Origin of the sequence: Ohessyouella blattaphilus (assembly GCF_024721265.1) — a bacterium.
Taxonomy (GTDB): Bacteria; Bacillota; Clostridia; order Lachnospirales; family Lachnospiraceae; genus Aequitasia; species Aequitasia blattaphilus_A.
On the sequence record NZ_JAMXOC010000001.1, the window covers coordinates 180,975 to 206,626 of the forward strand.

The window sequence follows — 25,652 nt, forward strand, 5'->3', positions numbered from 1 at the left end:
CTTCCTCCTTCGTTAGCTCGCTATATGGATAGCCCCGAACGGACAGGTGTCCACGCAGGCGCCACACTTGATACATTTCTCTTGATTAATCTGATAAGGTTCTTTGATGACACCATCAATAGCCTCCACCGGACAGTTCCGCGCACATTTCGAACAGCCTTTACAGGCGTCTGCGTCGATTACGTAACTTCTAAGCTTTTCACAGCTTCCAGCAGGACATTTGCGATTAATATGAGCTATATATTCATCTCTAAAGTTAGCGAGCGTACTAAGAACCGGCAAGGCCGCACTTTTACCCAAACCGCAAAGAGCGGTATCGGTAATGGCGTGTCCCAATTCTTCCAGCATATCCAAATCTTCTTCCTTACCTTCGCCGATAACCATGCGCTCCAGAATCTCCAGCATCCGCATCGTTCCTTCGCGACAAGGTACACACTTACCACAGCTTTCATTCTGGGTAAAGTTCATGAAAAATCTTGCCACTTCCACCATACAAGAATTTTCATCCATAACTACAAGACCACCAGAACCAATCATTGCGCCCCGCTTCTTAAGAGAATCAAAGTCAAGTTGAATATCCAAATCCGCATCCACGAGACAACCACCAGAGGGTCCCCCGATTTGCACCGCTTTAAAGGCACCACCGCCTTTGACACCGCCACCGATGTCATAGATAACTTCACGAAGAGTGGTTCCCATAGGCACTTCAATCAGCCCCGTATTGTTAACACTACCAGTGAGCGCAAACGCTTTCGTTCCCGGACTTCCTTCTGTCCCGATGCTCTTAAACCAAGCCGCTCCATTTTCCACAATCATCGGAACGTTAGCGTACGTCTCCACATTATTGAGAACTGTCGGTTTGCCAAATAAGCCTTGCTCCACCGTTCTTGGCGGCTTCGTTCTTGGCATTCCTCGCTCCCCTTCAATGGAAGCGGTTAGGGCACTACCTTCTCCACAGACAAACGCACCGGCACCCCGGTTAATATGTAATTTGAAAGAGAAATCCGTACCCAGGATATGATCTCCTAAAAGCTGCATCTCTTCCGCCTGGGCAATGGCTGTCTTCAAACGGCTAATCGCTAGCGGATACTCTGCCCGCACATAGATATAACCTTCCTGAGCACCCGTTGCATAAGCCGCTAGCATCATGCCCTCGATCATCTTATGGGGATCGCCTTCCATAATACTGCGGTCCATAAAAGCACCCGGATCACCCTCGTCGCCATTACAGACAACGTAGCGAATCTTCTCTGGTTGTCTGGCCACCTGACGCCATTTGTAACCGGTCTGGAAACCACCGCCGCCACGGCCTCTTAAATTCGCTTCTTCGACTACATCTACTACCTCATCTGGTTTCATGTCAAATAAGGCCTTTTCAATTGCTGAATAACCACCAACAGCCAAATACTCGCTGATGTGCTCGGCATCGATATGACCACAGTTCTTAAGGACTAAACGAGTCTGCTTCGCATAAAAAGGAATGTCTTCTTGGGCTTCGTACTTCACTCCATCAATTTCGTAAACCAGACGTTCTACCGGTTCCCCTCTCAAAATGGTCTTTTCAAAAATTTCTTGACAATCCTCTGGTTTCACCTTGATATAGAGAATGTTCATAGGTTCAATCCGCACCAGTGGTCCCATCTCACAGAAGCCGTGACAGCCGCTCTTCTTAACGCCTACGTGAGCAATCTCTTTACCAAACTCCACCGATACGTTCTTCACATCTTTACTCAGCTCTGTAAAACGGTCACAAATCTCCTGAGAGCCGCCAGCTAGACAACCTGTCCCCGCACAGATTAAGATCCGGCAATCGTCTGCTACCATCTGTGCCTTGCTTTCGCTCCGCGCCTTTTGTAAATCTTCTCGTGATTTTAAACTAAAATTCACTGCCATTATTCATCACCTCGCAGTTCTGCTAAAAGTTCTCCTGCTTTTTCCGGCGTCATCGCTGGATACACCTTTTCATTTACCGTTAGAACCGGTGCTAAGCCACAGGCTCCAAGACAGGATACGGTCTCTACTGTAAAAAGCATATCATCGGTGGTATGCTTGTCCTTTGATAGACCTAATTCTTTATGTAGATATTCTAAGATGGGAAGTGATTTACGTACGTGACAGGCCGTGCCATCACAAACCTTAATGATGTATTTCCCTTTGGGGTCAAATGAGAAATTCTCATAAAAAGTAGCTACACTATAGGCTTTCGCTTCGGTAATACCGATTTCTTTGGCGACGTAGCTTAAAAGCTCTGGGGGTAGATAACGATATTCGTTTTGAATATCCTGGATGATAGGGATCAACGCCCGTTGCATGCGTCCGTGGGATTCGATGATCTCATCAGCCTTTTGGTAAAACGACTGTTCTAACATTTCATTCCTCCTAAGTCTTGTTCGTTAAATAACTATCTATTATAGATTTCCAGTCTAATTATGCCCCATTGTTAAATAATATGCAATATAAAAAATTGAAACAATTCGCGAACAATTCACACCTTTCTCAGTTACCTTTACCCCCATTATGGAAGCGTCAATTTATTGCCATTTTGTATCCCAAATGATAGAATTAACCTATGAAAAATAGCGTAAAAAAAAGAATAGCACCGAGTAAGGCGGTGCCATTCTTATCATCCTAAGTATTGTACTCGAAAATCGTCTACAGTAATTCCATTCCCCCAAGCACGCTTCGTAGCTTCTCTTTTTCTTCGCTACTAAGCTCCGCAATCGGCTCTAAGCACTTACCAACAGGGATTCCCTGCATTACCAGGCCTTCTTTAATAACCGCTGGAAACGTGCCCATGCCACAAGCGATACGCAAGGGGGCAAATCTATACTGAGCTTCTAGTGAACCGGCCAAATCACCTTCTACAAACTTATCGTAGATATCAGCCGCGATTCGCGGAGCTACATTAGCACAGGAAGCGATGGCGCCTGTGGCTCCGTAGCAGAGCGCTCCATAAATGAGAGTATCTCTCCCCATCAAGACGTGAAAATCCGGATTATCTCTTGTCAAACGGATGTATTCGGTAGCATTGGTCATATCGCCGGTGCTGTCTTTAATCCCCACAATATTGGGAATCTCTGCTAATCTAGCAGCTGTCGCCGGCGCAATCGTTACATTGGTCTTCGGCGCGTTATTGTAAAGAATAATCGGCAGCGTTGTACTCTCGGCGATAGTCTTAAAGAACTCGTAGAGCTCGTCCTGACTTTGAGAGATGAACATCGGGGTCAGGACCGAGACCGCGTCTACGCCTACTTCTTCACAAATTTTCGTTAGACGAATAGCCCCCCTAGTGGTAATATGGTTGGCTCCGCCGTACACTGGCACCCGACCTGCAGCTTCTTCTTTTACCGTTTCTAATATTTTTCTGAAAGTTTCATCATCAAAAGCGTAAAACTCTCCTGTCGTCCCCATGGGAAACAGCCCATGAACACCTTGATCAATTAGATGATTCACCAGTTGACGCAATACCTGGTAATTCACTTCCCCACTATCTGTAAGAGGGGTAATCACTGGTGGAATAATTCCCTGTGGTTTAAATGCCATAATTTTCCCTCCTAATCTGCCAATGAAACGTTGGAAACTTTTTCATAATATTTGGCGATGGCGCTATGATCATCCTTTTCGAAGCCGTCCGCTTTAAGACACTGCATAATCTCCATAATCTGAGCGGTCAGCGGTAATGAAGCGTTCACTAGATGAGAAGCGTTCAGCGCATTGGTTAGATCCTTAATATGAAGTTCCACTCTAAAACCTGGCTTAAAGTCATGGTTTAACATCATTGGTGCTTTCGCGTCCATAACGGTAGAACCTGCTAGTCCGCCGCGAATCGCCTGATAGACAAGCTCTGGATCCGCTCCGGCTTTTTTCGCTAAAGTAAGTGCCTCTGAGACTGCAGCAATGTTAATCGCCACCACGATCTGATTGGCCAGCTTAGCCGTATTACCGGCTCCTAGTCCCCCTACATACGTAACGCTTCCGGCCATGCACATCAATAGATCGTAGTACTTATCAAAGGTCTCCTTTTTGCCACCCACCATTACCGATAACGTACCATCTATAGCCTTTGGCTCTCCCCCGGAAACAGGAGCATCCATCAATTCAATCCCTTTGGTTGCTAGTTCTGCTCCAATCGCCTTTGACTCCATGGGGTCAATGGAACTCATATCGATAACTACTGTTCCTGGCTTAGCGGTTTCCGAAATACAGTTTTCCCCTAGGCAAACCTCTCTTACTTGAGGCGAGTTAGGCACCATGGTTATAATCACTTCGCACTGAGCCCCAACCTCTGCATTGCTTTTTGCAGCGATTGCTCCGGCTGCCACTAACTCATCTATCGCTGGCTGACTGGTGTTATATACCACCACCTCGTGGCCAGCCTTTAATAGGTTCTTGCTCATCGGCTTTCCCATAATACCTAATCCAACAAATCCAACTTTCATTATCATACCTCCAAATTTATTTTATAAACAATTGCAATACTAATAATTCTACTACACCTACACCGGCCATAATCATGGATATCGCCGTCTTACAACGCACTTGATCCTTTAATTCGCCAACGCCAAACATTCCGTTCCACACCCAGAATCCACTATCGTTAAAGTAAGAAAAGGAAATCGCACCAACACAACAGGCCTGAGCTAATAATACTGGGTTAACGCCGATTGCCGCCATCAGTGGTGCCGTTAAAGAAGCTGCCGTCGTAATCGCTACCGTTGCCGAACCAAGAGCGATTCGCATCAGGGCCGCAATAATAAACGGAATCAAAATTGCCGGGATTGGCCAACCAAGTACTAATTCTCCTAGAGCATTACCGATACCACTTACTTTAATCACATTACCAAGGCAACCACCAGCTCCGGTAATCAACATAATAATACCTGTATCTTTAATGGCACCATCCATCATCCCAAGAACGGTTTTGTTTTCTTCCTTTTTAACTAAGCCGTAGATTGCTAGGATGGTTCCGATACCTAAAGCAATAATCGGCTCACCAAACAATTCAATCGTGTAGTTGATAACGGCATTATCCATTCCGCCGACCAGGTTATAAATGGTTTTCGTCAGAATGAGCACAAGAGGCACAATAATTGGCGCCATCGAGTTCCAAAGAGATGGTAACTGCTTTTCGCCCATAATCTTATCTAACTCTTCCATTGACTTTAAGTACTCAGGACGGAATTCTTTCCGCTCGTAACCGCCGTTATCTAAAGGAATCTGATAGATTTTCTTTCCGATGTACTGGCAATAAAAAACAGCTACAATTAACATCGGTACAGATAACAAGGCACCTAACATAATCATCTGACCCACATCCACGTTTAACATACCCGCCGCTGTCAGCGGTCCTGGTGTTGGTGGTACCATACAGTGCGTTAACTGCAAACCGGCTGCTAGCGCCAGCGCTAGGCCAACTACGGATTTGCCCGTCACTTTCGATAGAGCTTTACATAGGGGCGCAAAGATTACGATCGCCGAGTCCGCAAATACGGGAATGGAGATAAACCAGCCGGTGATAGCCAGCGCCCATTCTTCCTTCTTTTTGCCTACTGCTTTAATAAAGGTGTAGGCTAGCTTTTCGGCGGCTCCTGATTTTTCCAAAATGCCGCCCATCATAACTCCTAAGCCGATAATAATACCGGTACTCTTTAGTGTGTTACCAAATCCGTCCTTAATGGCCGTCATCAGACCCACTTGAACGGTCCCGTCTGCTAAAGTAATATCTACTGGAGACATTCCCCCTATGAGACCTGTGACAATCGCCGCTAATAATAAGGCAATAAAGGTATGCACTTTTGTCTTCATTACTAAAACGATCATTAAAGCGATACCAATTACTAAACCGAGTAACATTCTCGTTGATTCACTCATTTTTCCTTCTCCTCTTATCCTTTAGTCCTATCTACAAAGACAGGGTCTTTTCGCATCAAACTTCCAATCCTTAACTAAGTACTGCATTCCTAGGGCGTCGTCTCTAGCGCCTAGGCATTTTTCTTTATATAGTTCATGAGCTTTTAACACTTGTTCTCTATCTACTTCAATCCCCAGTCCTGGTTTCTTAGGAATCTCCACGTAGCCATCCACGATTTGCAGAGGTTCTTTCGTTAGTCGCTCCAGCCCCTCTTGCCAGATCCAGTGGGTGTCGATAGCATTGACTTTCCCTGGTACCGCGGCTGCCGTATGGGAGAACATGGCAAGCGAGATATCAAAGTGATTATTGGAGTGAGACCCCCAGGTCAAACCAAAGTCATCACACATCTGACCCACTCGTACCGACCCAGCCATGGTCCAAAAATGAGGGTCTGCAAGAGGAATATCTACGGAATGGAGAGCCACTGAATGAGCCATTTGTCGCCAATCTGTGGCAATCATATTTGTCGCTGTCGGTAGTCCGGTAGCCTTTCTAAACTCGGCGAGAACCTCTCTACCTGAATACACGCCTTCGGCACCGCAAGGATCTTCACAGTATGTCAAAATGCCGTTCATATCCTTACAGATTTCAATCGCATCTTTTAATAACCAACCGCCGTTAGGATCTAAGGTGATGCGCGCCTCTGGGAAAGCTTCTTTAAGAGCCTTGATGGCTTTAATCTCTTCCTTCCCTTCTAAGACACCGCCTTTTAATTTAAAATCATTGAAGCCGTATTTATCCTTTGAAGCCTTCGCTAAAGCCACAATCGCTTCTGGGGTTAAAGCCTCTTCGCTTCGCAAGCGATACCACTCACAGTCACTATCTAGTTCGGAAGTATACTCAAGATCCGTCTTCTTCCGGTCGCCTACATAGAATAGGTAGCCTAACATCAACACTTTATCCCGAACCATCCCGTCACCAAGAAGGGCGGCTACTGGTACATCTAAAAACTTTCCAGCCAGATCAAGTAGAGCCGCTTCAATTGCCGTTACTACGTGAACGCCGGTTCGCAGATCAAAGGTTTGGTTTCCTCTTACGTCCTCTTCATCAGCTAGATTGTTCTTAACGGCTAATAACGTATTTTTATAAGCCCCAATACTGCTACCAACCACAATCTCCTTTGCCTGCTCTAGTCCCGCGGTAATTTTGCCGCCACCAGGCACCTCACCGACACCGGTATTGCCGTCACTATCGGTTAAAATCACAATATTTCTGGTAAAGTACGGAGCGTGAGCACCGCTCAAATTAAGGAGCATGTGGTCTCTACCAGCAACTGGGTACACTTCCATCTTTGTTACTACGGGTGTTTTCATTTTATTCTTTCCTCCTATTATTTCCTTTTTTTTACTATAATTTTTCGGAGGACTATTTACCATTCGCAATCTGGCTAATTTTCAAGGATATAATTCAGCATCCTTTTATTTCTTTCATTTTTAGAATTTTATCGTTTCACTTTCCTTTCAAAACGTTTCATTTTTAAGTAATGGGTGCCGGGTTAAAAATGCAAAAATCGTTATGGAGCTGATATTTTTCCGCAAAAGACTGCTCTTCTCCCGAGGCAACCCGAATAATTTTATCAAATAGCAGTCCCCCCATTTCGGCGATGGTAGACCCCCCTGTCGCCACTGCCCCAGCATTCACATCAATTAAATCCGCCCACAAATCCTTCATCTCATTACGAGAGCAAACCTTAATCACAGGGGCCGCCGCCAAACCATAAGGCGTTCCCCGCCCTGTCATAAAGACTTGCAGCGTAATGCCGGAAGCCAGTTGAGAAGGTCCGCAGACAATATCGCTAGCAGGCGTCGCCGCATAGATTAATCCTTTGCTCCTTGGCCGTTCACCTGGCGAGAGGACCTCAGCAATCGGCGCCGTTCCCGACTTGGCAATCGAACCCATGGCTTTTTCAACGATATTACTAAGACCACCTTTTTTATTTCCTGGGGTAGGATTGGCACTTCTATCCACTTCCCCTTGTTCAAGATAGCGGTCATACCATGCCATCTCACCAATTAGCTTATCCCTCACTTCACTACTTTGACAGCGCTTAGCTAAGTACTGAACTCCGTCTCTCACTTCTGTCACCTCTGAGAACATAACCGTCGCCCCGGCACCCACTAATAGATCCGCTGCATACCCAGCCGCCGGGTTAGCGCTGATTCCTGAAAATGCATCGCTACCGCCGCACTGCATACCAATGCATAGCTGATCTAAAGGAAGAACTGTTCTGCGCCTAGCGTTTAGACGTTCTAATTTGCTTTCTGCCATCGCCATTAGCGCCTGGATCATCGCTTCGAAGCCCGGTAAATCTTGCAAAACAATGACGTTCTCCGACTTATTATCCTCTTCCTCCAGCAGCATCTCGGGAGTAAGCTTCTCGCAACCAAGAGCCACCACCATTACCTCACCACCAAAATTAGGATTATGGACGAGGTTCCGTAGCGAGCGAATCGGAACCTTGGCCTCCTTCGCATTAATCGCCACTCCGCAACCATAGGCGTGGTTAATCGGAACAATATCATCCACATGAGGATACTTTGGCAATAGCTCCTGCTTCATCTTCTTCACTGCCACATTTAAAACCCCACTTACACACTGAACAGTCGTGTGAATGGCCAAAATATTACGGGTTCCGGCAAAACCACCCCGGGGATTTTCATAACCTGCAAACGTTCCCTGCTTTGCAACCGGTAACGCCACCTGATAGTCCCTGTCATAATCCATCTGCTCTAGCGATGGCATCTTCGGCAGGGTAACCATCTCTTCATTAATCCAGCTCCCCTCTTTAATTTTCCGGTTTGCATATCCAAGTAATACTCCGTAGCGAATGATTTCATCGCCAACATGCAAATCCTTTAGCGCTACTTTATGAGCCTGAGGTATTTTCTCTAACGTTACCACATTTTCTGTGGTTCGCACACCCGCTTCTAAGTCATAAAGTGCAATTGCTACATTATCCTGGGGATTAACCTTCACCGTCTGAGCTAACTTCTTTGTCTCTTGCATCTTTCTTCCCTTCCTTCTAATAGTATATCGGCAAAACTTCTCTTCACAGTTATTGTAGATGCTCGTTACTCTTATGTATACTTCGACATTTTAAGATATCTCTTAGTTTTTCTACTATGTGTGGTCTGTCCTGAATAATTGCTATTTTTACTGACACAAAAAACAGCCGAGAAAATCTCGACTGTTCCTTTCACTACTTATATTCCAAAATACTCTGCCCCATTATCGTGGGCAATCCCTTCCACAATCCGCTTTAAGGCCTTTTCATCGGCCGGATATTCATCCCCTTCCACGAGCTCTCCTAAGTAATTACAGAGAATACGACGAAAGTACTCGTGCCGCGTATAGGACAGAAAGCTCCGAGAATCGGTAAGCATACCGATAAAGTTTCCGAGAAGCCCTTGGCTTGCTAGCGTCGCCAAATGCTCTTCCATCCCCTTTTTGTGGTCGTTAAACCACCAAGCGCTGCCGTGCTGCATTTTCCCCTTTACTGCTCCCGATTGAAAGCAGGCCAGAATGGTATCGATGGCTGTATTATCCTCTGGATTAAGAGAATAGACGATCGTCTTCGGTAAAGCGTCCTCCACTTCTAAAGCATTGAGAAATTCTGCCAGTTCACTAATTGGCGCCACGCTGCCAATACTGTCAAAGCCGGTATCGGCTCCTAGGTCCTGAAACTGCTTCTGATTATTATTGCGGCGAACGCCGTAGTGAAGCTGCATCACCCAGCCTCGCATAGCGTACTCTTTACCGAGGAAAAGCAGCAGCGCCGTCTGATAAATGGCAATTTCTGAGGCGCTAAGTTCCTCACCTCGTCCGCGCTTTTTAAGAATCCCTTCTATCTGGTCCTCGCTATCAGGCTGATACATTACGTACGCTAACCCGTGATCGCTTAGCTTACAGCCGTGGGCATCGAAGTAATCAAGCCGCTTAATTAGCGCTTCTTTTACATCCTTAAAAGTGGTAATCTTGTTCCCGGTTGCAGCTGTTAACTCTTCGAGATACGCCAAGTAATCATGGCTAGCGATATTAAGGGCTCGGTCCGGTCGCCATGCCGGTAAAACCTTTACCTTGAAAGTCTCATCAACGGCTAGCTGTTCGTGATAGCACAAATCATCTATGGGATCATCGGTAGTACAGATTACTTCTACATTAGAAGCCATGATAAACTGTCTAGCGGACATCGTCTTTAGCTTTTCGTTACACAGCTCCCAGACCGCTGGCGCTGTCTCTTCATTTAATATCCCCTCATAGCCGAAGTACCGCTTAAGCTCTAGGTGACTCCAGTGATAAAGAGGATTGCCGACAGCTAGTGGCAACGTCTTCGCCCAGCAGAGAAACTTCTCGTAATCCGTGCCCTCGCCGGTAATATATTTTTCTGGGATGCCGTTGGCTCTTAGCAGGCGCCATTTATAGTGGTCGCCCCCTAGCCACAATTTCGTAATGTTCGAAAAGCGAACGTCTTCGGCAATTTCCCGCGGGCTTAAGTGGCAGTGATAGTCAATGATTGGCTGTGACTTCGCATACTCATGGTAAAGCCTGCTAGCAGTCTTTGTTTTTAACAAAAAATCTTCATTCATACGCTACACTCCTGAATAGGCAGAAAAGCCACCATCAACAGGAATCACAATCCCAGTAATAAAGCTTGCTGCTTCATTATTTAAGAGAAAGAGAAGGGTACCTAAAAGCTCTTCTGACTCCCCGAATCTACCGAGCGGTGTCGCGGCCATTATCTTCCCGGTGCGAGGTGTAGGGGTGCCGTCTTCGTTAAATAAAAGCTTGGCATTTTGCTTCGTAGAAAAAAAGCCTGGCGCGATCCCATTCACCCGAATCCCTTCTTTAGAAAAGTGAACTGCTAACCACTGGGTAAAATTAGAAATCGCCGCCTTAGCACCACTGTACGCGGGAATCTTTGTAAGTGGAGTATACGCATTCATAGAAGAGATATTTAAGATGTTACAGCCTGCTTTTCCTAGCATATCCTTAGCAAAAATCTGGGTTGGCAAAAGGGTTCCGATGAAATTTAAGTTAAAGACAAATTCCACTCCCGCTGGGTCAAGGTCAAAGAAGGAAATCGTATCCGCTTCTAAATCCCCTGTTTCATAGTATTCTTTGGTGGTGGTCGCCTTCGGGTTATTGCCGCCGGCGCCGTTAATCAAAAGATCACAGCTTCCCAGCTCCTGATTAATCATCCTGCGGACCTCTTCTAGATTCTCTTTTTCTAACACATTGGCCTTATAAGCCTGGGCAATACCGCCTTCTTCAGTAATGGCTTTTGCCACCTCAGCAGCTACCTCCTCATTTAAATCAAGAACTGCCACTTTCGCACCGGCTAAGGCTAGGGCTTTCGCAAACATGCCACAGAGAACGCCACCAGCTCCCGTTACTACCGCTACTTTTCCTGATAAATCTGTATTAATTGGTAATTTCATCTTCTATACCTCGCTCTTTCTAATCGCTTCCCATAAGCCATTTAAATACGTTGCTCCTAGGGCTCTATCATAGAGACCGTAACCAGCTCTTCCTGTCTCGCCCCAGATCATCCGTCCATGATCCGGTCGTATATATCCGTCAAAACCATTATCGTAAAGGGCCTTCATAATCCCATACATATCAAGGCTTCCATCCTTTGAAAGGTGACCGCTCTCTTCAAAACCGTTATCTAAGACCTTTACATTGCGCATATGCACGAAGTGAATGCGCCCCTTTGCTGCGTATTTTGCCGCCATCGCTACCACGTCGTTATCCCTAGAACAACCCAGAGAGCCGGTACAAAGGGTGAGTCCATTATGAGGATCGTCAACAAGCTGCAGGAAACGGTCAAGATTCTTTTCACTAGTAATAATTCTTGGCAGACCAAAGATACTCCAGCACGGGTCATCCTCGTGAATTGCCATGTTTACATTGCAAGCGCTAGCAACAGGAATGATTCTTTCCAGAAAGTACTGCAAATTCTCCCACATCTTCTCTTCATCCACATTTTGATACTGGGCCACCACCGCTTTTAACTCATCCCTGGTATAACTAGCATCCCAGCCTGGAAGGGTTAAATCGCTGTCGCTTTCTAAAGGATTTACCTGGTCCACCTGCTCCTGATAATACACTAGCGTCGTCGAGCCATCGGGAAGGCGATGGTCTAACTGGGTTCTGGTCCAGTCAAAGACGGGCATAAAGTTATAGCAGATACATTTGATGCCCGCCGCTGAAACCCGGCGAATATTCTCACAGTAATTCTCGATATAGGCATCCCTTGTAGCTTTTCCTAACTTAATATCCTCGTGAACAGGAATACTTTCAATCACGGCAAAGCCAAGACCGGCAGCTTCTACCTGGGCTTTTAAAGCGGCAATACTCTCTACAGGCCACACCTCACCTACGGGTACATCGTAGATGGCTGTAACAATCGACTCCATCCCCGGTATTTGTCTAATGTTTTGCAATGTCACCTGATCCGTCTCTCCGTACCATCTAAATGATAATTTCATCTACACTTCTCCTTTTCCTAATGCTTTTTATGACTATATTATAGCCTTCGGGGAAAAGATGAGCCATGGCACCCCTTGTCGTATACATTGCAAAAGTTGTGGTAAACGTATATAATCAAACTATGAAGAAAAAACTAACGACCAAATTTACCCCTAGACAGCAAATGCTGCCCTCGAATTATGAGATTTTCTATTACGATGACTTAGGACGGCAAAAACTAGCCCCCCACGCTCACGACCATTACGAGTTCTACTATTTTATGGAAGGAGACTTAGACTACCAAATAGCTGATCAAAGGTATTCCTTGCAAAAGGGTGACTTTATGCTAATTCCTAGTAGCGTTAGGCATCAAGCCCTTATGAAAGGCGATAGTGTTCCGTATCGCCGAATTATCCTCTGGCTAAAGGAAGCTTTCTACGAAGAGCTTGCTGGGAGTTTTGCCGATCTAACCTATGGGTACGACTATGCAAAAACTAACAGCGTCTATCACTTTCGCCCCGACGCCATTTCCACTAAGGAGCTGCAAGGGAAACTAATTGAGCTAATCGAAACCTTAAGAGGCAGTAGCCCCTTTAAAGACCTTGAAGGAAAGCTTAAAATCGCTAACTTTTTAGCCGTGATAAACAGTACCATCTGGAGCCTAAAAGCTCGGTCTACCCCGCAAAAGACACCGCTATATCTGCAGCTTGGCGACTATATCACGGCTCATCTAGAAGAGCCCTTAACCCTAGATACCCTTGCCAGGGAATTCTACCTAAGTAAGTACCATCTCGCCCATACATTTAAGGAGCATATGGGCATCACTTTGCATCAATACATCAGCCAAAAAAGGTTGCAAGCTATCAAAAACGAAATCCCTACCGGCACCCCCATTACCGAACTGGCTGCCACCTACGGTTTTCCCGATTACACCACCTTTTACCGCGCCTTTAAAAAGGAGTACGGGCTATCACCCACCGAATACAAAAGGAGTTTTTCCCTATGGACGTAAAACAATTAGAATACATTACCACCATTGCCAGAGAAGAGAGCATTACGAAAGCGGCGGCTAAGCTTTTTATCACCCAATCAGCGCTTAATCAGCAGCTTTTAAAACTAGAGAAAGAGTTAGGTACCCCTCTTTTTATCCGCGGTCGCAATTTCTGCTATCCCACGGAAGCAGGTGAGATTTATTTAAAAGGGGCTCGCGAGGTTCTAACCATCAAAGAGAATACGTATCATCAGCTCGATGACCTAGTGGATAACCGGAAAAGCCTGCTCCGAGTCGGCTTTACCCCTACGCGAGGAATCGATATGTTTACGAAGGTCTATCCGAATTTTCATCGTAACCACGTAAACGTAACGGTCTATCCATTTGAAATGAGTGTAAAAGAACAGCACGAAGGCTTACGTAGCGGGACCTTAGACCTGGCTTTTGCTACACTTACACCGAGGCAGTATCATAGTGGCATCGCCTATCAGGAAATTATGGACGAGGAAATCTACCTGGCAATCCCCAGACGCCATCCCTTGGCCGCTTCTTACCAAGAAAATCAAGAAAATCTGCCTACCCTAGACTTAGCTAAGGTGAAGGAAGAGCCTTTTGTCCTTCTCCACCAAGACTCCACCCAGAGACCGCTCCTAGACGAGCTCTTTGCAAAAGCCGACTTTACCCCACACATTCTCTTTGAGACCAGCAGTCCGCGAACCATGGTCTCTATGATTGAAATGGAACTGTGCTGCGGCTTTCTCCCGGCCTACTACGTAGACCGAAAAAACGAAAAAATCGCCTACTTCGCTTTGCCTGAGCGTCCCCGCTGGAAGGTGGTCGCTAGCTACCAAAAGCAGCGTTACCTAAATAAAACAGCCAAGGATTTTCTCTCCCTGGCTGCTCAGTATTGGCACGAAACCATTACCATTTAAAATTCGTCTTTCACTTCATACTTCTTAATATGGCGCCACAGCGTCGTCGTACTAATTCCTAGTTCCTTGGCGACGGCGCTTCGGTTACCGTGGTGCTTTTCTAATAATTCAGCGATCTCCTTGGCCCTCGGGTGCTTATAGACTACCACCTTTCGTTCACCGGCAACCACCTCTGTCTCCGGATACAACTCCCTTAACAGATACTTGGCATATTCAACCGACACGTTCTTCTTTGGCGTGCCGAGAAACAAACGCTCGCAAAACATCTCTAATTGGATGCCATTCCCAGGCCAGTGATATTCTTTTAAAACCTCTATGGTCTCTTCAGGAACACTGATATAGCGGGTGTAATGCTTGACGAATTGATCTCGGTAACCACTCACTAAGTTCTCCACATCCTCCGGTCTTTCCCGGAGGGGCGGAATCTGCAAGCTAAGGGCTGTCACTAGATAGTACAAATCTTTACGAAAGCGTCCTGCTTCTACCTCCGCCTGTAAATCGATACTGGTGGTTAGGATTAGACGGCAATCGTAGTACTCCTTAATATTCACCGCATTGCGAATACTCTCGCCGTGACGAACCACCCAGAAAAGTCGCTGCTGCACTACCGGCGAAAGCTTTTCTACCTCGGTAATTAATAGCGTACCACTATCAGCGGTAGCTAGCACTCCTTGGCGCTCTCTCACGCCCTTCTTTTCAGGGTCACCAAAGAAAATTTTTAGCTGCTCCTCCTCCGTGAGGCCGCTGCCGTTTACCATCACATAGGGTCCTGCTTTGTAGGGGCTATTGTTGTGAATCGCTTGAGCAAAGCGCTCCTTTTCTGTGCCCACTTCCCCTTGAATCAGAATCGGCTTTTTGGAAAGGGCGAAGTTTTTAGCCCTTTCCATCACCGGTTTCATTTTGCCTGATTTATAACGGAAATTGGCAAAGACGTGACGAGCGTACATGCCCTGAAGGTGAACGTCCTCGTACTGCTTAGCCTCTTTTCCGGGACGGGCGGTAATCCTCAAGATATTCAGGATAATACCGCTGGTCTCCTCCTCACCGCGAATCGGCACACACGTAATCATTACCGCCTGGCTTCCTAGAAGCGCTGAGGTGGTATAGATATCCCGCTGATTGTCTAACAGACTCTTGATACTCTCCCCATCTAAGTCCTTTACTACCTCCAGAATCGACTTACCAATTAGACGCTCCTCCTTCTTACCAAGCATGTCTAAGCTGGCCCGGTTAAGGTTGGTAATCAGCATCTGAGTATCGATTTTGATAATGCCACTTTCCGACGTATCGATTACGGTTTCAAACTGCGCCCGGTACTCTTTCTCCATATTTGCGGCATAAGCCATACTAGTAGCCGTGTGAAGAGCGGTCTGTAAGGACTCCTTCGTAGATTCAAAGAAAAGAGACGGCACTTGGTACTTAGCCGCTAATTCATTAATTACATCGCCGCCGATAATCAAATCCGCTCCGTCTTCTACTGCCTTTCTGACCGCTTCGTCTGATTCCTCCATGGCCTTGGTGTAATAGATTTTCCGCTTAATATCAAAGATTTCCTCAAAGTAGGTGGTATCCACAAACATGTTGGCAAAGCCTACCAGCGCCACTTGCGGGTAAGGTTTATCCACCATCTTTAGTCCTCTTTTGACGAGACGGGCTAGCTCCTGGGCCGTAATCTTAATCTCCACAATCGGCACCTTGGTATACTTTTTAATCAGGTAGGCCTGGGCTCCTCTGGCAACGATAATCGTCGCCCCTTCGTCCATCGCCTGCCTCGCCTCATCCACCGCCGTAGCGGTGGTAATCAGCTTAACATACCCAATATCTAATTGTTCTTCTTCAATAATGGCCTTTACTTCCTCAACCATCATCTCTCTCGGTAAAAGTACGGCAATCTTCGCCATAAAACCTTCTCCTTTACGCGTAACCCTTGTTTCTATCAATCTGATTCTTAAGCTTATCGCCCTTTTGGAAGCTACGTATATTCGCGGCCGCTATCTCCGTGATAATATCTAGCGTCTCCGGTAGATGAAATTGTCCAGAGACGTGAGGCGTCAGTAGCACTCGGGCTTCCTGCCAAAGGGGATGGTCTGCCGGCAGCGGTTCGGGAGTAGTCACATCAAGGGCTGCTTGTCCGAATTCACCAGCTTCTAGCGCCGCTAGCAAATCCTCCTGGACAACGGCGGTGCCTCGACCCCCGTTCATAAAGATAGCCGTCTTCTTTAAACCCTTAAAAAATTCCCGGTTGTAAATACCGATGGTTTCTGGCGTATGGGGCAAGAAAGAGATGATCACGTCAAATTCTCCTCGCTTTTCCATAAACTCTTCCATATCGTAGATGCCATCTACTTCAGGAACACTTTTGCTCTTGTCTTTACGCACGCCGATAACCGCCCCGCCGAAAGCCTTACAAAAGCCGGCAAAGCGTTTCCCGATGTCGCCAATCCCCACGACGGCAACCCGGCTGCGGCTAAGGGTCATCACCTCGCCCAAATCATTCCACGCCCCGCGAAACTGCTGATCCCGGTAGAGCTCTAACTTCTTCTGAAGGGTCATCAGCATGGCAAACATATGCTCAGAAACAGATTTTCCGTAGGCACCTGTAGCATTGGCGAGAATGACCTGGTCTGGTAATACACCGGGTGCTAAATACCGGTCCACCCCGGCAGAGTCTGTCTGTAGCAACTTAAGAGCTGGCATCTGGGCTGGCTGTTCCGTAAGTAACTGCCCTACGACCACCTCTATTTCGCCTAACTCAGAGGCGGTTAAATCGGCAGCCTTCTGATAGATAAACGTCGCCCCTTGACTAGCCTCTTCTAACACTTGTTTTTGTTTTTCATTTACTGGAATTGTTACTAATATTTTCATCTTTCCCCAACTTTCCACATCTTATTCTTAACTTATAATCGTCTCGAGAATCGTTCTCGATTTAAATTCTTTATCTACATAATGGGCCAAATAGGCACTGCTAAGACGACTGATTTCGGCGGCCACCTCTGGCTTTAAAACAAAAGAATACAGCTTCTGGATCCGGCTGCTACTAATAAACTGAAGCGTATAAAGGGCACTGTCAGAAATGGGAACGGCATCGGGGTATGCGCTCTGGTAACGCTCTTTTAATACCCCACCTTTGCTCACCGAGAAAAGGGCCTTTGTGGTTATTTCCTCTCCGCTTTCTAAGCAGCGAAAAGCCTGAGGTCCTTCCCCGTTTAGCATGATTAACTTCAGTTCAAATACCGAACGCACTAAGGAATTCGGCAACTTATCGCTAATCAAAGCCCGCAAGCTCTGATACAAAAGCTTTAGCGTCTCCGTCTCATCAAGACCTTCTCTAGCGTAGTAATTAGCCAAATCCAGAAAATACATCCCATAGTAAGCCCCTATCATGTCGGTGCGTAGCTCAGTAAAAAAGTTCTGAACCTTAACCCCTGTTAACGTGTAAGAGGAGCGCCCCTCGTATAGACTAAACTCTCCAAACGTAAACGGATCTGTCATGCCAACGAGAGCGTTATTCTGTTTTCTTGCACCTCTAGCAAAGGCCGAAATCTTGCCTCGCTCTCTCGTAATCAACACCACCCGGCGGTCGTATTCTCCCGCCGGCGAATTGCCGATGACCATCCCCGTTACCGTCAACGTGTTCATTTTCTAATCTTCTTTCCGGTAGCCAAAATTCTTAATCAAAAAGTCTGAGTCTCGCCAGTCTTTTTTCACCTTTACAAACAACTTTAAGTTCACCTGGCACTCCAGCATCTGCTCTAACTCGTAGCGAGCCGTGCTGCCGATTTTCTTCAGCATGCTTCCGCCCTTACCGATAATAATCCCTTTATGGCTATCTCGTTCACAAATAATCGTGCCTTCAATGTGATACACTTTTCCTTTTTTCTCCATCCGATCAATGGCCACCGCAATGCCGTGAGGGATCTCTTCATTTAAACTATGAAGGGCTTTTTCTCTAATAATCTCGGCCACAATCTGGCGCATCGGTTGATCCGTAATCGTATCCTCATCGTAAAACATCGGCCCGTAAGGCAAGTGATTGACGATAACTTTTAAAAGTTCATCGGTATTCTTTCCATCTCTTGCGCACACCGGTACAATATCCGAAAAGTCGTATTCATCCTTATAAGCATTAATGGCTTTAATTAACTCCTCCGGGCCAACCGTATCGATTTTATTGATGACTAAGATTACCGGCACCCGCACCTTTAAAAGTTGCTCGATAATATGGCGCTCGCCGGCCCCGATAAAGGTAGTGGGCTCTACTAACCACATCACCACATCCACGTCCCTTAGGGTACTCTCAGCGATATTTACCATATAATCCCCTAGGCGATTCTTAGCTTTATGAATCCCCGGAGTATCCAGAAAGACGATTTGTCCCTCCGGTGTGGTTAGCACCGTTTGAATACGGTTTCTTGTGGTCTGGGGCTTATTCGAGGTAATGGCAATTTTCTGGCCAATTAAGTAATTCATCAGCGTCGACTTCCCCACATTTGGCCGTCCGATAATCGTTACAAACCCCGATTTATATTCTTTGTTCTCTTCCATAGTCTCTAAAAGCTCCTTATCTCTTTGAAGATGTCTTCTGCTTCTACTATCTTTTCTTCACTACCGACCACGCACTGCCAATCGGCATCCATAACCGCCTTCGTAATCGGCGCTAGGCGGCGAATATCCTCAACGGTGGCGTTTAAAATCTGCAACCGCTCTGTCTTTAACATCTCTTCCGTTACCCCTGCCAAACGCAGATTCAAAGAACGTTCTCCTTTAACGGACGGCGTTAAGGGCTGATCAAGATTACTAATCGTGCCGATAATATACTTCGTCAACTCTCGCTCGTTGGCGCTAAAGTTCTCTAGATACTCAGGAATCCCAGCAAACACTTCTAGACTCCTACGCAAATGGGGATCCCGGTACGTCACAAAATACCCTGAACCATCTCGGCTAAAACCGCTCATGCAGCCATAAGCACCGCCTTTTACCCGAATGTTCTGCCACAAGTATTCATAGCTTAGGATGACTTTAAGTATTTGAAGAACTCCAGTATAAGTTTCTCCGGCTTTAACGAAATTACCACAGCGGGCTACGTATTGTACTTTACCAGCGGTTTTAAAGCCTTCGTTTTTCACCTCTAGTTGGACGTGATAGGGCTTCGTTACTTCGGCCTTATCCGGCAGATTATCCATTAGCTTCTGAAGGCCTTTTTCTAATTCACTTAAGCCTTCTCTACGTCCAGTAAAGCTAACTAAGAGATTCTCCTTACAGAAGATACCCTGTGCCACTTCCCCTACTTTCCGGATCACCTGGGGGAACTGCTGATCAAAGTCCTCATAAATCGCTTTTATCCGGTCGTAGAAAGCAATGCCTGCCGTCTGGTCTTTGTATTTCGCGACCTTGCTACCGTAAGAAGCTGCTCTTCCCACCGCCACTGAGTGGCCGGCATTTTGAAAACGCATCTGCATCCGGGATAGTAGCATAGCTAAGATTTCTTTCACCCGCTTGTCATCTTCTAAGAGGGAATTCCCAATAATCTCCTTAATCATCTCAAGGGCTACTGGTAACTTCTGATAAAGGGCCTTACTCTTAATCTCGAAGGTTCGCTTAAAGTCACCTTCTAGATCGTTTACATTCACATACGTATCAAGCTCTGTGCCAATACCACCAGTATGAACGTTGATCTCATCTGACAACTCGCCGTAGGTATAGTTCTTCGTATCCACCATGCCGAGAAGGGCTTGAAGAATTCCTAGATACACTGCCCCTTCTTCGCCTACCCCTTGAATATTAAAGAGCAGGTTTACGTAGCCAATCCCGTTGGTCTCTAGGTCATGGAAGACGGTTTTCACTCCCCCCACTTCCATATCTTCGTTGATAATCGGAGTAATCTCTTCACTTAGATCCTCCCGCTTAAGGAGCGGTATTTTCTCAATGTTCTCCTGAGTTTCTTCGGCATTTTGATAGTCATCTAACGCTTTCGTCTTCGCTACTAGCTCCGCTATTTCTCCTTCGCTAAGGCTAGCCTTAAAGGCGGCTAGCTTGTCCGCCAACTCTTTATCCAGGCGACCGGTACGTCCCTTTTCGGGCACCACATTCACCATGGCTCCGTGAGTATTTTCTAACAAATACTTGGTAATCAGCTCCTCGTAGTAATCCGTCTGCAGTTGCTCCCGCAAAAAGCCAAAGGTCGAGAGCGCCTCTAGGTGCATAAAGGGTTCATTTTCATCATAGAGCCAGCTGTCAAAGAGCTGTAAGCCGTAGATTAAGCCCTTAGGATAGTTGCCAAAATCCGCCTCTCGGAAACGGAATTCGTGGTAATTAATCGCAGCTTCAAGAGCTCTTCTATCGATACCGGTCGCTACCAAGTCTTTTAGAGTCTTGTCCACCACCTGGATAAAGCGGTCCTTATCCTCAATATTGGCACCCTTCGCAATCACTGAAAATAGTGGTTGGTAGATGCTACTGTCATAACCACCGAAAATATCTTCGCCGATACCGGCCTCGGTAAGGGCCTTCTTAAGATACGCTCCCGGTGAAGCTAGGAGCACGTAATCAAGAATCTGAAAGGCCAAGTAGAGCTCTTTATCTAAGACGTTACCAATCACCTTATTATAGGATAGATACGTCTTATTTTGCTCGTCTTCATCGGAGGCAATAGAGTACGGCTCCTCTCGGTAGACGTCCTCCTTAAACGGCGTTTGTACACCCACCTGGATATTTTCTGCTAGTGGCTCGAAGTCAGCAAGATACGCTTCATCTAGGAATTCCAGTCGCTCCTCAAAGTCCATATCGCCATATAGGTAGATGTAGCTATTAGCCGGATGGTAATACGTCCGGTGAAAGTCTAAAAACTGTTCATACGTAAGGTCAGGAATGAACTCCGGATCGCCACCGGATTCGTTACCGTAATTCGTATCCGGCAAAAGGGTATTAAGAATCATCCGCTCAAGGACGCTCTCCGGCGAGGAAAAAGCCCCTTTCATTTCGTTATATACAACGCCGTTATACGTAATCTCATCTTCCGGGCTAGCAATCTTATAGTTCCAGCCCTCTTGTCTAAAAATCTCTTCTCGCTCATAAATCTTCGGATAGAAAACCGCATCTAGGTATACGTGCATCAGATTTTTAAAATCCTTATCGTTTAGACTAGCAACTGGATATACCGTCTTATCTGGGTACGTCATGGCGTTCAAAAAGGTGTTAAGCGAGCCTTTTACTAACTCTACAAAAGGGTCTTTGGCCGGAAAATTCTTGGAACCGCAAAGAACAGAATGCTCCATAATATGAGCCACCCCCGTGCTATCGCTAGGCGGCGTCTTAAACCCAATGGTAAAGACCTTATTGGGATCATCATTTTTAATCAACAGGACTCTCGCCCCTGTCTTTTTATGCTTTAACAAATACCCCTGGGCAGAAATATCCGCTAACTCTTCTTCTCTTAGAAGTTCATACGCTTTCATATTCTTCAATACTAATCTCCTCCTGTATTTTCTCTAAATTACATTCTATCATTTTTTCCCGAATTGTTATAGTATATATGGTACAAGATTTTTATTATGAAGGGACTCAAAATGAAAAAACACCACCTTAAAATATACTTTATCATCACTTTACTCCAGTACCTAGCCGCAAACTTTGTCCATCCTGTCACGCCTACTATCATTCACGATCTCCAACTTGGAGATTATATGTTTGGTCTGGCCTTCGCGGGGATGGCCTTTACCAATTTCCTCTTTTCGCCCTTTTGGGGAAAAATGCGAGATTATTTTTCTTGTCGCAAACTCCTAACCGTTGGCTGCGTAGGCTACGCTGCCGGTCAGTACCTGTTTTTTATCGCCAAAACAGCGGGCGCTATTATGTTCGCCCGCTGCTTCTCTGGTTTTTTTGTTGGTGCCATTAGTGTCTCAACTATGGTGTATATTATGGACTTCTCTAGGAAAGAGCGAATCAGTCAAAACTTAGTGGTTTTGGCGGTTATCCAATCTTTAGGAGCCGCCTTTGGCTATCTAACCGGCGGCCTATTAGGAGTCGTCTCCATACCTGCTGCCTTTATCTTACAGTCAAGCACTCTCGTTCTTTGTGGTCTTCTTTATTTTCTCTTTCTCAAAGATAACGCCGACACCAAGACAAATCCCCACCAACCGAAGGCTTTCTTTAAGGATATCAATCCCATCAAATCCTTCTTCGACTGTGGCATTTTTATGACACCGGCTTTCGCCCTACTGTTTGCCGCCGTTCTCTTTTCTTACCTCGGTTCCAATGCTTTCGACCAGTGTTTTAATTACTACTTAAAGGATCAGTTCGGCCTAAGCTCAGCTTATAACGGTAGTATAAAGGCGATTATCGGCGTCATTACTTTGATCGCTAATTCCACCATCTGTATGTGGATTATTCGTAAGACCAATCTCCAAAAATCCAGTTCATACGTACTAACGGCCTGTGGAATTAGTATCTTTACCATGTTAATGTTTCCAAGTCTCATACCTTTTATTGTAACGGCGCTAATCTTCTTTACCTTTAACGCCATCTTCATTCCCTTATTGCAAAGCTTAGTCGCTGGTAGAACAAAAGAACACGCCAACCTAGTCATGGGCTTCTACAATGCAGTGAAGTCCTTAGGACTGGTTGGCGGTGCTTTAATCGCTGGTCTCATTTATGGTTTTGGTAAGACTTTGCCTTTCATTTTCGCAGGTATCTGTTTCCTCATTAGCGCCTTCTTCCTCCGAGTGAAGAAAAAATAATCTAGTCTTCAAAAACCGTCTGTCCGGATACCGGTGTTTCTAGCGCCTTAAGTGCTCTTTCCACCAAATTTCGACGGATTTTCTTGCTTTCCACCTCACCTAAAGTGGGATCACCTAAGGGGTAGGGAATCCCTACCGCCGGAATAATCCTATTCGCGCCAATCGTTAAGGAGATTGGCACTACGGTACACATATGAACCACAGGAATTCCTACTCGTTCGATTTCCTTTACCATCGTTGCCCCGCAACGTGTACAGGTGCCTCAAGTAGAAGTAAGAATAACTGCATCCACCCCATCCGCTAACAACTTCTTACTAAACTCTTCACCAAAAGCTTTGGCATTACCTGTGGATGTTCCCGTTCCCGTTGTGGTTACAAAGTAATTGGCAAGTTCGCCGATTCTCCCTTCTTTTTCCATTTCTCTAAGCACGTCTAAGGGTATTACTAGGTTAGGATCTTGCAAAACAAACTGCCTATCGTAGCCACCATGGACGGTCATAAAATCTTCCGGACTCATGGTATCCATACCGGTAATGTCGTAGATTCCATAACGAGTTGCACTTGAGGACTCTATGTGATCCGGGTTCCCTTGAGGCACAATCCCCCCTGACGTAACAATGGCAATCTTTATCTTTGACACATCTGTCACCGCCCCGCACGGATCTACTCGGTCAAAGACAGGCATGGGATAATCGGTGTGATACTCTTCACCCTTTACCTTTCGCAGAAGTTGTTCAATCGCTCTTGTAGAAGCTCTTTCTTCGGCAAAATAATTCACCCGAATACCTCGTTCTAAATATCCTTCTTCTGCTGGGCCTAATATTTCTTCACCATTGGCCAGCTTTTTTATCAAAGTCGTAAATACCGGCACTACTTTTCTCATGCCAGCTGCCGAATTCGGCGTCGCCACTACTAACATATCCTTACGGAACATGTCTGCCCCTGGGTTTTCCTCGTACATCCCTGTTAAAACAGGAATTTCTAGCTGCTCGGCAACCGCCTTAGCAATGGTCCCACAAGCCACCCCATATCGCCCTGCATTAAATGCCGGTCCAGCAACAAATACATCTGGTTCATATTTTTTTACCATTTCCATGATTTCGGCTACCGCCTCATCAATATTCTCACCGAAATAATTATCGCCGCAAATAATTGTGGCTACAATCTCGTAATCTTCTCCTAGAGCCTGGGCCAAGCTAGCGCCTGGCCCGACCACACCCTCGCGCATCTCAGGACGAACATCGGCTTTTTCTTCGCCACCAATTCCCCCGAAGAATTGATTAATGTAATGAACGATTCTCTTACTCATGATGTTCCTCCTTCCTAGTATCCTTTTGCCGCCAAATGATTATAGCCATTAGCAATTGTTGAGGCGATTATAATCTGTAACTCCGCATCAAAGCTGCCGTCTTCAGCAATACAGCCGGCACTTCCGCCTATCTGTGACTCGATATAGTCTAGCATGCCAATGACTCGGTCCATTGCCGGAAAATGAAGCATCGCATTCCCCTGACCACAGGATAATAATAAATCCGCCTCCGGAACACTATCTGCTAACGACTGAGATTTCCCGTCTTTTCCCGGGAACTCGTCGGTAATAAGTGCCACCTTTACGCCGTGCCTAGTGATTTTTCTGCAGTTCATCATCAAGTCGGTATCCGGATTCCCGTAGCCTTCTTCGGTAATAATAACACCATCTAGTCCCATAAACTCCGCCAACTTAGCGGTCATATCCGAACACCTTTCCTTATCTGCAAGAAAGACATTTTCATTGGTCAAAATAACGCCGATAAAATTCAAATCCTTTCCGTGACGTTTAAACAAATCTTCGATAACCGGATTATTCAAATGATGAAACGTCGTTACCTTATCGCAAGGGGCCACGCAATTCCCCGAAACAATAGCCCCATCCATGATTTCCTGAGGATACATAAAGGTGGGAATAAATTTCTTCGCATCCACCCCGTAATAATACGTATCATGCAAAAGCCCCTGTGACTGAAGCATATGCACATAACCAATTCGCGGAAGCTCAGGGTACAGAGCCACTTGTTCTAATAGTGGCTTTGTTTCATAGACAGCCACCTCATCCGGTTCCACTTCTCTTCCCGCTTTCCCGAGATAAGTGGCCACCTTAAGTCCCGCCAAACGGGCCGCTTCTTCGTAAGCATGGGTTTCCAGCCCTTCTCGGGGTTCCACCACCACGCAGAGGTTAAACGTCTTCGAAAACGGACAGTAAGCAGCCGCCGGGCCACTCATATCAATCACGCCCTCTTGAAAACCAACAATGCGTCCTACCGTTACCACATTGGCTCCTACGAGAGCGTGGGTTCTTCCTTGACCCACCTCGTCAACCTTACTGATAACCCCTGGGAAGATACCCCCATTACCACTTACCTTCACCCGGGGCTCAATCACGTCCTTAACCGGCGTGATTCTCGTAGACTCACCTGGTTTGGCAATTTCTACGGACACTTTTAGAAAACGCTCATCCTCCATTACCAACTTTTCCACATCTTCCTTGCAGACAATCAGAGTGCTGCCATCAACCCTTGTCTCTCCACCAAATTGGAGATCTTTGATAAAAATTTTTCCTAATTCGAGCTTCACTC

The 25,652-nt window shown here is 46.1% G+C and carries 20 protein-coding genes; 3 read left to right on the plus strand and 17 right to left on the minus strand.

Annotated elements, in window-relative coordinates; all coding sequences use genetic code 11:
* Positions 1-12 precede the first annotated feature (12 nt).
* The 10 genes from NHH16_RS00715 to uxuA all read right to left on the minus strand — a co-directional run bounded on the left by NHH16_RS00715 (position 13) and on the right by uxuA (position 12,402).
* Positions 13-1,893: an NADH-quinone oxidoreductase subunit NuoF gene (locus tag NHH16_RS00715; protein WP_262067679.1), complete on the minus strand. Its 1,881-nt coding sequence runs from the start codon at positions 1,891-1,893 to the stop codon at positions 13-15.
* Positions 1,893-2,369 carry a complex I 24 kDa subunit family protein gene (locus NHH16_RS00720; RefSeq protein WP_262067680.1) on the minus strand — a complete coding sequence of 159 codons (477 nt, stop codon included), beginning with the start codon at positions 2,367-2,369 and terminating at the stop codon, positions 1,893-1,895. The genes NHH16_RS00715 and NHH16_RS00720 overlap by 1 nt, the downstream gene beginning before the upstream one ends.
* Before the next feature lie 283 nt (positions 2,370-2,652).
* Complete coding sequence (gene dapA, locus NHH16_RS00725) at positions 2,653-3,543, minus strand: 4-hydroxy-tetrahydrodipicolinate synthase (RefSeq protein WP_262067681.1); 891 nt, start codon at positions 3,541-3,543, stop codon at positions 2,653-2,655.
* Between the two features lie 11 nt (positions 3,544-3,554).
* Positions 3,555-4,439: a 2-hydroxy-3-oxopropionate reductase gene (gene garR / locus NHH16_RS00730; RefSeq protein ID WP_316043917.1), complete on the minus strand. Its 885-nt coding sequence runs from the start codon at positions 4,437-4,439 to the stop codon at positions 3,555-3,557.
* A 16-nt stretch (positions 4,440-4,455) separates the two neighbouring features.
* Complete coding sequence (locus NHH16_RS00735; protein WP_262067683.1) at positions 4,456-5,871, minus strand: GntP family permease; 1,416 nt, start codon at positions 5,869-5,871, stop codon at positions 4,456-4,458.
* A 27-nt stretch (positions 5,872-5,898) separates the two neighbouring features.
* A complete protein-coding gene (locus tag NHH16_RS00740) occupies positions 5,899-7,224 on the minus strand; it encodes an enolase C-terminal domain-like protein (protein ID WP_262067684.1) in 1,326 nt (441 codons plus the stop codon).
* A 163-nt stretch (positions 7,225-7,387) separates the two neighbouring features.
* Positions 7,388-8,917, minus strand: a complete 1,530-nt coding sequence (gene garD, locus NHH16_RS00745; RefSeq protein WP_262067685.1) for a galactarate dehydratase — start codon at positions 8,915-8,917, stop codon at positions 7,388-7,390.
* A 197-nt stretch (positions 8,918-9,114) separates the two neighbouring features.
* A complete protein-coding gene (gene uxaC / locus NHH16_RS00750) occupies positions 9,115-10,497 on the minus strand; it encodes a glucuronate isomerase (protein ID WP_262067686.1) in 1,383 nt (460 codons plus the stop codon).
* Between the two features lie 3 nt (positions 10,498-10,500).
* The gene (locus tag NHH16_RS00755) at positions 10,501-11,349 is read right to left on the minus strand and encodes an SDR family oxidoreductase (protein ID WP_262067687.1); all 849 of its coding nucleotides are present in this window, start codon (positions 11,347-11,349) and stop codon (positions 10,501-10,503) included.
* 3 nt (positions 11,350-11,352) lie between these two features.
* Complete coding sequence (uxuA, locus tag NHH16_RS00760) at positions 11,353-12,402, minus strand: mannonate dehydratase (protein WP_262067688.1); 1,050 nt, start codon at positions 12,400-12,402, stop codon at positions 11,353-11,355.
* A gap of 65 nt (positions 12,403-12,467) precedes the next feature.
* On the opposite strand from uxuA, the gene NHH16_RS00765 reads away from it, so the two are divergent.
* Together NHH16_RS00765 and NHH16_RS00770 are read left to right on the plus strand one after the other, a co-directional pair.
* Entirely contained in the window at positions 12,468-13,394 is a 927-nt protein-coding gene (locus tag NHH16_RS00765; protein WP_262067689.1) for an AraC family transcriptional regulator, read from the plus strand.
* A complete protein-coding gene (locus NHH16_RS00770; RefSeq protein ID WP_262067690.1) occupies positions 13,385-14,305 on the plus strand; it encodes a LysR family transcriptional regulator in 921 nt (306 codons plus the stop codon). Before NHH16_RS00765 ends, NHH16_RS00770 begins: the two co-directional genes overlap by 10 nt.
* Here the strand turns inward: NHH16_RS00770 and NHH16_RS00775 are convergent.
* Genes NHH16_RS00775 through NHH16_RS00795 form a run of 5 tightly spaced genes read right to left on the minus strand, consistent with a single transcriptional unit; the run spans position 14,302 to position 21,759 of the window.
* Complete coding sequence (locus NHH16_RS00775; RefSeq protein ID WP_262067691.1) at positions 14,302-16,206, minus strand: PrpR N-terminal domain-containing protein; 1,905 nt, start codon at positions 16,204-16,206, stop codon at positions 14,302-14,304. The two genes, NHH16_RS00770 and NHH16_RS00775, sit on opposite strands and share 4 nt — an antisense overlap.
* Before the next feature lie 13 nt (positions 16,207-16,219).
* Positions 16,220-17,170 carry a D-2-hydroxyacid dehydrogenase gene (locus tag NHH16_RS00780; RefSeq protein ID WP_262067692.1) on the minus strand — a complete coding sequence of 317 codons (951 nt, stop codon included), beginning with the start codon at positions 17,168-17,170 and terminating at the stop codon, positions 16,220-16,222.
* A 27-nt stretch (positions 17,171-17,197) separates the two neighbouring features.
* Complete coding sequence (gene recO, locus NHH16_RS00785; protein ID WP_262067693.1) at positions 17,198-17,944, minus strand: DNA repair protein RecO; 747 nt, start codon at positions 17,942-17,944, stop codon at positions 17,198-17,200.
* Between the two features lie 3 nt (positions 17,945-17,947).
* Complete coding sequence (era, locus tag NHH16_RS00790; RefSeq protein WP_262067694.1) at positions 17,948-18,850, minus strand: GTPase Era; 903 nt, start codon at positions 18,848-18,850, stop codon at positions 17,948-17,950.
* 5 nt (positions 18,851-18,855) lie between these two features.
* A complete protein-coding gene (locus tag NHH16_RS00795) occupies positions 18,856-21,759 on the minus strand; it encodes an insulinase family protein (protein ID WP_262067946.1) in 2,904 nt (967 codons plus the stop codon).
* Between the two features lie 111 nt (positions 21,760-21,870).
* Here NHH16_RS00795 and NHH16_RS00800 point away from each other — a divergent pair, with 111 nt between their 5' ends.
* A complete protein-coding gene (locus tag NHH16_RS00800; RefSeq protein ID WP_262067695.1) occupies positions 21,871-23,040 on the plus strand; it encodes an MFS transporter in 1,170 nt (389 codons plus the stop codon).
* A 1-nt stretch (position 23,041) separates the two neighbouring features.
* On the opposite strand, the gene grdF is transcribed toward NHH16_RS00800, so the two are convergent.
* Together grdF and grdG are read right to left on the minus strand one after the other, a co-directional pair.
* Positions 23,042-24,349 (minus strand): sarcosine reductase complex component B subunit beta, encoded by a 1,308-nt coding sequence (grdF, locus tag NHH16_RS00805; protein ID WP_262067696.1) that lies wholly within the window; start codon positions 24,347-24,349, stop codon positions 23,042-23,044.
* A 14-nt stretch (positions 24,350-24,363) separates the two neighbouring features.
* On the minus strand, positions 24,364-25,650 hold the full coding sequence (grdG, locus tag NHH16_RS00810) for a sarcosine reductase complex component B subunit alpha (protein ID WP_262067697.1): 1,287 nt from the start codon (positions 25,648-25,650) through the stop codon (positions 24,364-24,366).
* Positions 25,651-25,652 lie beyond the last annotated feature (2 nt).